8 protein-coding genes are annotated in these 8,941 nt (G+C 63.3%); 4 read left to right on the forward strand and 4 right to left on the reverse strand.

Annotated features, from left to right (window positions below; genetic code table 11):
• Positions 1 to 8: 8 nt before the first annotated feature.
• Together HMPREF2565_RS13500 and HMPREF2565_RS09240 are read right to left on the reverse strand one after the other, a co-directional pair.
• Entirely contained in the window at positions 9 to 599 is a 591-nt protein-coding gene (locus tag HMPREF2565_RS13500) for a Mu transposase domain-containing protein (protein WP_246819135.1), read from the reverse strand.
• Between the two features lie 160 nt (positions 600 to 759).
• A complete protein-coding gene (locus HMPREF2565_RS09240) occupies positions 760 to 1,503 on the reverse strand; it encodes a TetR/AcrR family transcriptional regulator (protein ID WP_070509935.1) in 744 nt (247 codons plus the stop codon).
• 175 nt (positions 1,504 to 1,678) lie between these two features.
• On the opposite strand from HMPREF2565_RS09240, the gene HMPREF2565_RS09245 reads away from it, so the two are divergent.
• Complete coding sequence (locus HMPREF2565_RS09245; RefSeq protein ID WP_070517916.1) at positions 1,679 to 2,641, forward strand: malate dehydrogenase; 963 nt, start codon at positions 1,679 to 1,681, stop codon at positions 2,639 to 2,641.
• Here HMPREF2565_RS09245 and panC read toward each other — a convergent pair.
• A complete protein-coding gene (panC, locus tag HMPREF2565_RS09250; protein WP_071407208.1) occupies positions 2,638 to 3,459 on the reverse strand; it encodes a pantoate--beta-alanine ligase in 822 nt (273 codons plus the stop codon). The genes HMPREF2565_RS09245 and panC overlap by 4 nt on opposite strands.
• An 11-nt stretch (positions 3,460 to 3,470) precedes the next feature.
• Positions 3,471 to 4,292, reverse strand: a complete 822-nt coding sequence (gene panB / locus HMPREF2565_RS09255; RefSeq protein ID WP_071407209.1) for a 3-methyl-2-oxobutanoate hydroxymethyltransferase — start codon at positions 4,290 to 4,292, stop codon at positions 3,471 to 3,473.
• Between the two features lie 57 nt (positions 4,293 to 4,349).
• On the opposite strand from panB, the gene HMPREF2565_RS09260 reads away from it, so the two are divergent.
• From HMPREF2565_RS09260 to HMPREF2565_RS09270, 3 genes are all read left to right on the forward strand, one after another.
• Complete coding sequence (locus tag HMPREF2565_RS09260; protein WP_071407210.1) at positions 4,350 to 7,100, forward strand: valine--tRNA ligase; 2,751 nt, start codon at positions 4,350 to 4,352, stop codon at positions 7,098 to 7,100.
• Positions 7,100 to 8,629, forward strand: a complete 1,530-nt coding sequence (locus HMPREF2565_RS09265; RefSeq protein ID WP_071407211.1) for a bifunctional tetrahydrofolate synthase/dihydrofolate synthase — start codon at positions 7,100 to 7,102, stop codon at positions 8,627 to 8,629. The genes HMPREF2565_RS09260 and HMPREF2565_RS09265 overlap by 1 nt, the downstream gene beginning before the upstream one ends.
• Positions 8,626 to 8,941: DUF4233 domain-containing protein (locus HMPREF2565_RS09270; RefSeq protein ID WP_071407212.1), on the forward strand; the 316-nt coding region annotated here is incomplete at its 3' end. The genes HMPREF2565_RS09265 and HMPREF2565_RS09270, both read left to right, overlap by 4 nt.

Below are 8,941 nucleotides of genomic sequence, written 5' to 3' on the forward strand. Positions count from 1 at the left end.
CGACGTGTCTACTTTCCGGGGGCCAGGCCCAATGCAACCACTTCTTCATTCAGCCGCTGCATCAGACACTCACTTCTTCCGATGACTTTGCGTGTTACCGGACCAACTTTGCTGGCTTCGCGATATAAGTAGTCGCTTGTCCACAGTCCACGATTGGAGTCCATTCCAGATGGAATGTGCTCGTAGCCAGTGACATAGGCCCCACGCTTAAGCGAAACCCGGTGGGTTGACACGGTTGCCCGGTCAAAGAGGGTCAACAGCTGGCCGGTGATACGCACATCGACAGTGCGGCCAACAAGCTGGCGCGGAACGGAGTAGCCCACTGTTGCAACCGTGATGTGGAAATCCGGGGCCACTTTTGCCCGTTTCCATTCGGTGTGTTGCCACGGGGTTGTCGGCAGATCCGTAAGCAGATGCTGTTCGTGTTCTTCAAAGAGATCCCGGCGGCTTGACTGCTGGCTGCGAAACGGCACGGACGTGTTTGATTGCGTCGACGAAGCCCACAATCTTTTCAGTGAGCTCGTCAAGGTTAACACACACTGGTGGCCATTAAGCGGCTCTTCCGGTTTCAGAGTGCGTAGTGAGGTGAGGTTGGCCACGACGAGTTCAGCGGGTCACGGGTCTGACCCCCGACGTGTCTACTTTCCGGGGGCCAGGACCCATCTCCACACCAAAACGGCGCCGGGATGGGTCTTTGCGTGCATGCTGAGCGGGTAGGGCGGGGACTATGGGCCGCTGGCGCCATATGGGGGTGATGAGCTATTCGTAGAGACCCGTGGGCACGTCGCCCTCATCCTCGGTGGAGTAGACATCCAAGGGTGCTGACTCGGCGTCAAGCTCAGTTTCGTTCTGAGCGAGGTAGGACTCAAAACCGATGTCGGGGATATTCGCTGTGAGGAAGGCCAGCACGGCATCGACGGCCATGCGGTGTAGGCCTTCGGTGTTGTTGTGGGTATGCATGTCGATGTCGAGCAGGTTGCTCATCATCGCGTGATTCGTCACCCGGTACATCGTGAGCGCAGAAATCAACGTGAAGATGTCGTTGGCGGAAATGCCTGGGCGGAACGCGCCGGAATCTTGGCCCAGCATAAGCAGCCGGTCTAGGTGGAGGGAGATCTCGGAAACGTCGACAAGCGCCTGCGAGGACTCCAGCACACTGTGGGAGGATTCCATCGTCAGCATCCGAATGGCTTCAGGGTTATCCACATGCTGGCGGAACAACCAATCCACCAAGGTGCGCACGCCCTCGACCGGAACGGCGGAGTTGATCTCCAGGCTGCCCTCCGGCGGGTTGAGGCGCCGCGCCGCCGCCGCCAAGGCTTGCTGGTAGAGGCCCTTCTTGTCCCCGAAGTAGTAGTGGATCATGCGCTTGGACATCCCAGACAGCTTCGACACGGATTCGAGCTTGGTCTCGGCATAGCCGTGCTCAGCAAACTCTGCAATCGCAACATCGATCACGCGCTCAACAGAGCCGGAGTCGACCGATGCAGTCTCAGTGCTCATGGAAAGTCCCGTCTAGTCGATGAATATGCGTACAGTTGTCCACTATGCCGAAAAAAGACGGTCATGGAGCTCAAGTACAAAGAACTCGCATCTTTCGGGGGTAAAATTACACCCCATGGGGGCGAAAAACGGGACTAGGCTGGGAAGGTGAGTACCGAGCCGAAAGGATTCACACATGACTGCTTCCCAACCCGTCAAGATTACCGTGACCGGCGCCGCCGGAAATATCGCTTACTCTCTGCTGTGGCGCATCGCTGCGGGCGATGTCTATGGCAAGGACACCCCGGTGGAGCTGGCTTTGCTGGAAATCCCGGACGCCATTGGCGCAGCTGAGGGCGTGGCGATGGAGCTTCATGATTCCGCATTCCCGCTGGTACGCGGCATCACCGTGACCGATGATCCGAATGTGGCCTTCAAGGACACCAAGGCCGCTTTCCTCGTGGGCTCCCGCCCGCGCACCAAGGGCATGGAGCGCGCAGACCTGCTGGAGGCTAACGGTGCCATCTTTACCGTGCAGGGCAAGGCGCTGAACGACGTCGCCGCGCGCGACGTCCGCGTCCTCGTCGTGGGTAACCCGGCCAACACTAACGCTTATATCGCTGCCAACAGTGCACCGGACCTGGACCCGAGCCAGTTCACCGCGCTCATGCGCCTGGACCACAACCGCACCCAGAGCCAGGTCTCCCTCAAGACGGGCATGCCCACCGCGGAGCTGACCAAGGTTGCCGTCTGGGGCAACCACTCTGCATCCCAGTTCCCGGACCTGACCTTCTCCAACGCCGAGGTTGATGAGACCTGGTACAAGGAAGAAATGATTCCGAAGGTGGCTAAGCGCGGCGCCGAGATCATCGCCGTGCGCGGTAAGTCCTCAGCCGCTTCCGCAGCGTCTGCCGCAGTGGACCACATGCACGACTGGATCCACGGCACCGAGGATTGGCGCACCGCAGCCGTCGTCTCGGATGGCTCCTATGGCGTGGACGAGGGCCTCGTCGCAGGTTTCCCCACCGTCGCCCGCGACGGCAAGTGGGAAATCGTTCAGGGTCTCGAGCTCAACGATTTCCAGAAGGAACGCATCGAGGCCTCGGTTCAGGAGCTGCGTGAGGAGCGCGAGGCTGTAGCCCACCTGCTCAAGGGTTAGGCCTCAAGCACCAAGTTATCGATGAGCCGCACCGGCCCCACCTGCGCCGCAACCAGCGCCAGGCCGGGCCGGTGTTGCGCATCAATGGGCTCGAGCGTGGCCGGGTCCACCACGGTGAGGTAATCCACCATGACGCCGGGGGAGGAGGCGAGCTGGGCTTCAGCCTCCTCGAGGGAAGCACCGTCGTGCAGAGCGAAGAGCGCCTGGGACAGCGCCACGGCTTGCTCTCGCTCGGCAGGGCTCAGGCGAGCGTTGCGGCTGGACTCGGCCACGCCGTCCGCTGCGCGCACGATGGGCGCGCTGATGATCTCCAGCGGCAGGTCGAGGTCCGCCACCAAGCGCCGGATAATGGCCACCTGCTGGGCATCCTTCTGCCCAAAGTAGGCGCGGTCCGGTGAAACGAGGTTGAACAGCTTGCTCACCACGGTGGCCACGCCGTCAAAGTGGCCGGGGCGCGAGGCTCCTTCCAAGACCGAGCCCATTTCACCCGTGCGCACCCACACCCGCGGGGTGTCACCCGGGTACATCTCCTCCACGCCGGGGGCGAAGACGGCATCAACACCCAGCGAGTCCAGCAGCGCGGCATCCGCATCCAGATCGCGCGGGTAAGCGCGGTAGTCTTCGCAGTCGCCCAGGTCGGTGAATTGGAGGGGGTTGACGAAGACCGAGCACACCACGGTGTCGTTCTCTTCGCGGGCACGGCGGATGAGGGAAGAGTGGCCGTCGTGAAGCGCGCCCATCGTGGGCACCAAGCCCACGGTGCCGGAGACTGCGGCGCGGAAGGCACGGAGTTCAGATTTAGTTTTCAGGATCTGCATGGCTTAAAACCCTAGTCCTCGAAGGATTCCTCGGCGTTGGGGAAGGAGCGCTCGTCCACATCCGCTACGTATTCCTTCGCACCTTCCAGTAGCGCACCGCGCAGGTCTGCGTAGCGGCGCACGAAGCGCGGGGCCTTGGGCCCGCCCAGGCCGAAGGCATCGGTCCACACCAGAATCTGGCCATCGGTCTGTGCACCGGCGCCGATGCCGATGGTGGGGATGGGCAGCTCCTTGGTCACCTCCCCAGCCAACGCGGCCGGGACCATCTCCAGCACCACGGCGAAGGCGCCGGCCTCGGCGAGGGCGCGGGCGTCGTCGTGAAGCTTCTCCGCACCGGCACCGCGACCTTGGACCACGAAGCCTCCCAAGGCATGGACCTGCTGGGGTGTGAAACCGATGTGGGCGCAGACCGGGATGCCGGCGGCGACAAGCGCGGCAACAATCGGTGCGCGCTCCGCACCGCCCTCGAGCTTCACGGCCTGCGCGCCGGTTTCCTTCATGACGCGCACCGCGGTCTCGAGCGCCTGGGCGGGGCCGGCTTCATAGGAGCCGAATGGTAAATCCACCACCACGAAGGCACGGGAGGTTGATGCAACCACCGCGCGGGCCAGCGGAATCATCTCATCCAGGGTGAGCGAAAGCGTGGTTTCGCGGCCCAACACCACGTTGGCCAGGGAATCGCCGACGAGCAGGAGATCGACCCCGGCTTCATCGAAGATTTCGGCGGTCATGCAGTCATAGCTCGTCAGGCACGGGAAGGCCTGAGAGTTTTCTTTGGCGCGGGCGAAATGGCGGGTGCGGAGGCGGGCGCGGTGGCCAGGATTGTGAGACATGCCCTTACTCTAGACAGGGCGTTAGTGCCAGTTGACGCACAGGGTAGAGTTGGCCAGGTGACTGATCAGAATAAAGAGCAACTCGTTGGCACCAACCGCGCGGACCAGCTTCCCAAGTCCTGGGAGCCGCAGGCCGTAGAGAAAGACCTCTACGAAGGCTGGGTGAGCGCTGGTTACTTCACCCCGGATGCGTCCTCGGAGGCGGAGCCCTATTCCATCGTGCTGCCGCCGCCGAACGTCACCGGCCAGCTGCACATGGGCCACGCCCTGGACCACACTCTGATCGATTCCATCATCCGCCGCAAGCGCATGCAGGGCTACGCAACTTTGTGGTTGCCGGGCGCTGACCACGCCGGAATTGCTACCCAGACCAAGGTGGAGGCCCGCCTGCGTGAGCAGGAGGGAAAGAAGCGCTGGGACTATGAGCGCGAAGAATTCATCAACAAGGTCTGGGAATGGAAGGAAGAGTTCGGCGGCACCATCCAAAACCAGATGCGCGCCATCGGTGACTCGGTGGACTGGTCCCGCGAGCGCTTCACGCTAGATGATGGCCTCTCCCGCGCCGTCCAGACCATCTTCAAGACCCTCTACGACGAGGACCTGATCTATCAGGCCAACCGCCTGGTCAACTGGTCCCCGGTGCTGGAGACCGCCGTCTCCGACATCGAAGTCGTCTACAAGGACGTCGAGGGCGAGCTTGTCTCCATCCGCTATGGCTCGCTGAACGACGATGAACCGCACCTCATCGTGGCCACCACCCGTGTGGAAACGATGCTGGGCGACGTCGCCATTGCCGTCCACCCCGAGGACGAGCGCTACGCCCACCTGGTGGGCCAGGAGCTGCCGCACCCCTTCCGCGATGACTTGAGTCTGAAGATCATCGCCGATGACTACGTGGACATGGAATTCGGTACCGGTGCCGTGAAGATCACCCCGGCACACGATCCGAATGACTATGCCATGGGCCTGCGCCATGACCTGGACATGCCCACCATCATGGACACCACCGGACACATCGCGAACACCGGCACGAAGTTTGACGGCCTGACCCGCGAAGAGGCCCGCGTGGAGATCCGCGAGGCGCTGCGCGAACAGGGGCGCATCGTCAAGGAAATCCGCCCCTACGTCCACTCCGTGGGCCACTCGGAGCGCTCCGGCGAGCCGATTGAGCCGCGCCTGAGCCTGCAGTGGTTCGTGGCCGTGGAGAAGATGGCGAAGATGTCCGGCGATGCCGTCCGCGAAGGCGATACCACCATCCACCCGAAGTCCCTGGAGCCGCGCTACTTCGAGTGGGTCGATGACATGCACGACTGGTGCATCTCCCGCCAGCTGTGGTGGGGCCACCGCATCCCCATTTGGTACGGGCCAGAACGCACAAGTGCGTCTGGCGAAGTGGAACGAGACATCATCTGCCTCGGCCCCGACGAGGAAGCGCCGGAAGGCTACGTCCAGGACCCGGACGTTCTGGATACCTGGTTCTCCTCTGCGCTGTGGCCTTTCTCCACGATGGGCTGGCCGGAGAAGACCGCCGATCTGGAGAAGTTCTTCCCCACGAACGTGCTCGTTACCGCCTATGACATCCTCTTCTTCTGGGTCGCCCGCATGATGATGTTCGGCACCTTCGCCGGCGCCCACACTCCGGAGTTGCTCGGTGCGGGCAAGGATGGCCGCCCGCAGGTACCGTTCACCGATATCTACCTCCACGGCCTGGTGCGCGATGAGCAGGGCCGCAAGATGTCGAAGTCCCTGGGCAACGGCATCGACCCGATGGATTGGGTGCGCGACTATGGTGCGGACGCACTGCGTTTCACCCTGGCCCGCGGTGCCAACCCGGGCGTGGACCTGCCGCTGGCTGTCGACGCCGCCGCTGCCGGCCGCAACTTCGCCACCAAGCTCTTCAACGCCACCAAGTTCGCGCTCATGAACGGCGCGGGTGTTGCGGAGTTGCCGGCACGCGACGCGCTGACCGACGCCGACCGCTGGATCCTCGACCGCTCCGAGGAGGTCCGCGCCAAGGTCGACGCCTACCTGGACGACTACCAGTTTGCCAAGGCCAACGAGCTGCTCTACCACTTCGTGTGGGATGAGCTGTGTGACTGGTACCTGGAGATTGCCAAGACCCAGATCCCGCGCGACTTCGATGCGGCGAGCGCCGAGGAGCAGGCAACCGGACGCACGACTCAGATCGTTCTGGGCCGCGTGCTTGACCTGGTTCTGCGCTTGCTGCACCCGACCATGCCTTTCGTCACCGAGGTCCTGTGGAAGGCTCTGACTGGTGGGGAGACCATCGTCACCGCGCAGTGGCCTACCCAGGAGCACACCAACGGTGGCGCGGAGAAGGATGAGGTGGCTGCCCGCCGCATTCAGGACGCCGACAAGCTCATCACCGAGCTGCGTCGCTTCCGCTCCGATCAGGGGGTGAAGCCTTCCCAGAAGGTCCCGGGCCGCCTCGACTTCGCCGCGGCTGACCTGCAGGAGCAGGAGGGGCTCATCCGCAACCTGGCCAATACTACGGAGCCGGGCGAGGACTTCACCGCCTCCGCTTCCATCGAGGTGCGCCTGTCCCAGGCCACCGTCGAGGTCGCTCTGGATACCTCCGGTGCCGTCGACGTCGCCGCTGAGCGCAAGCGCCTAGAAAAGGACCTGGCCAAGGCCCAGAAGGAACTGGACCAGACCGGCAAGAAGCTGGGCAACGAGGCCTTCCTGTCGAAGGCGCCGGAGGCAGTCGTGGAGAAGATCCGCGTGCGCCAGCAGGTGGCCCAGGAGGAGGTCGAGCGCATCACCGCACGTCTGGAGGGACTCAAGTAGTGGCGGAGGAGAAGGACCGCGAGGAATTTGAGGTCGTCGATGCCCTCGCGGAGGGCACCGATGGTGGGCCGGTGGAAATCACCGACTCCGGCCTGACCCTCAACCTCGGCGGCGAGGAGAATTACGAGGAGGCCGCCCCGGAGCAGGCCACGCCGGAAGAACTCGCGGAGCTGGCCGAGGTCACCGCGGAGCTCAACGCACGTGCCCCGGAGACCATTATCGAGCCGAGCCTCGAGCGCATCGAGATGCTCATGGATCTCTTGGGCAACCCGGAGCGTTCCTTCCACGTCATCCACGTCGCTGGTACCAACGGTAAGTCTTCGACCGCCCGCATGATCGATTCGCTGCTGCGTGCCTTCCACCGCCGCGTCGGGCTAGTGACCAGCCCGCACCTGCAGTTGGTCACCGAGCGCATCGGCATCGACGGCCACCCCATCCACCCGCGCGACTTCGTGCGCATCTGGCGTGAAATCAAGCCTTATGTGGAGATGGTAGATTCCCGCTCCGACATTCCCATGTCCACCTTCGAGGTGCTTGTTGCTATCTCCTACGCAGCCTTCGCCGATGCACCCATCGACGTCGCTGTCGTCGAGGTTGGCCTCGGCGGCACGTGGGATGCCACCAACGTGGTCAATGCTGAGGTGGCCGTGGTCATGCCGGTAGGCCTCGACCACACGGACTACCTCGGTGACACCATCACGGAGATCGCCGGTGAAAAGGCCGGCATCATCAAGGCTCGCGAACATGACGCCGACGATGTCATCGCCCCGGGCGAAAACATCGCCGTCGTTGCTGAACAAGACCCCGAGGCGATGCGCGTTATCCTGCAGCGCACGGTAGACGTCGGCGCCGGCGTAGCCCGAGCAGGCTCCGAATTCGCCGCGCTGGAATCGCGCATCGCAGTGGGCGGCCAGCAGCTGACCATCCAGGGCCTGGGCGGGATGTACGAAGACATCTTCCTGCCGCTGCACGGCGAGCACCAAGCCAAGAACGCGGCCGTGGCCTTGGCTGCGGTGGAGGCTTTCTTCGGGGCGTCGGCAGGCAATCAGCTAGACATTGCTTCGGTGCGCACCGGCTTTGCCAAGGCCATTTCCCCCGGCCGTCTGGAGCGCGTGCGCACCAGCCCCACGACTTTCCTTGACGCCTGCCACAACCCGCACGGCGCCAAGGCTTTGGCTGCAGCCCTCGACCGCGACTTCGATTTCGCGCGCCTCATCGGCGTGGTGTCCATCTTCACGGACAAGGACGCTGCCGGCATCCTCACCGCCCTGGAGGCGGTTCTCACGGAAGTCGTGATTACGCAGAACACCTCCCCGCGCGCCCGCGATGCCTATGAACTCGCGGAGCTGGCCCGCGATATCTTCGGCGAGGAGCGCGTGTATGTTGAGCCTGACCTGCCCAGCGCCTACACCCAGGCTGTCGAATTGGCGGAGGACGCCGACGTGCAATCAGGTTCCGGCATCGTGATTACTGGTTCGGTCGTCACTGCCGGTGACGCCCGCGCACTCTTTGGAAAGGAACCCGCATGAGCTCCCGTAAACCCGTCCCCGAGGACGAGATCGGCCCGCTGGGCTTGGGCCAGGCACCGGCCAAGGATCCCCTCAAGCAGTTCGGCGGCATGGTAGTGGCCAGCTCCCTGACGTTGGAGCTGCTCACCCTGGTCCTCGCATTGCCGATGCTGTACAAGCTTTATGACGGCACCCTGTGGACCCCGTTCAACTATGGCGTGGTGATCGTCTTCATGGTGCTGCTCTTGGCTTCCTTCCCCTTCATGAACAAGCCGTGGATCGTCGGGGTGCAGATTGTCCTCCACATTATCGGCATTGTTCTCGGCTTCATGG

It is taken from the genome of Corynebacterium sp. HMSC072A04 (assembly GCF_001809235.1).
In the GTDB taxonomy this organism is placed as follows: domain Bacteria; phylum Actinomycetota; class Actinomycetes; order Mycobacteriales; family Mycobacteriaceae; genus Corynebacterium; species Corynebacterium hiratae.

Excerpts from the sequence above, each read along its gene's own strand:
- HMPREF2565_RS09240 (WP_070509935.1), bottom strand. The coding sequence starts at position 1,503 with ATGAGCACTGAGACTGCATCGGTCGACTCCGGCTCTGTTGAGCGCGTG.
- HMPREF2565_RS09245 (WP_070517916.1), top strand. The coding sequence starts at position 1,679 with ATGACTGCTTCCCAACCCGTCAAGATTACCGTGACCGGCGCCGCCGGA.
- panC (WP_071407208.1), bottom strand. The coding sequence starts at position 3,459 with ATGCAGATCCTGAAAACTAAATCTGAACTCCGTGCCTTCCGCGCCGCA.
- panB (WP_071407209.1), bottom strand. The coding sequence starts at position 4,292 with ATGTCTCACAATCCTGGCCACCGCGCCCGCCTCCGCACCCGCCATTTC.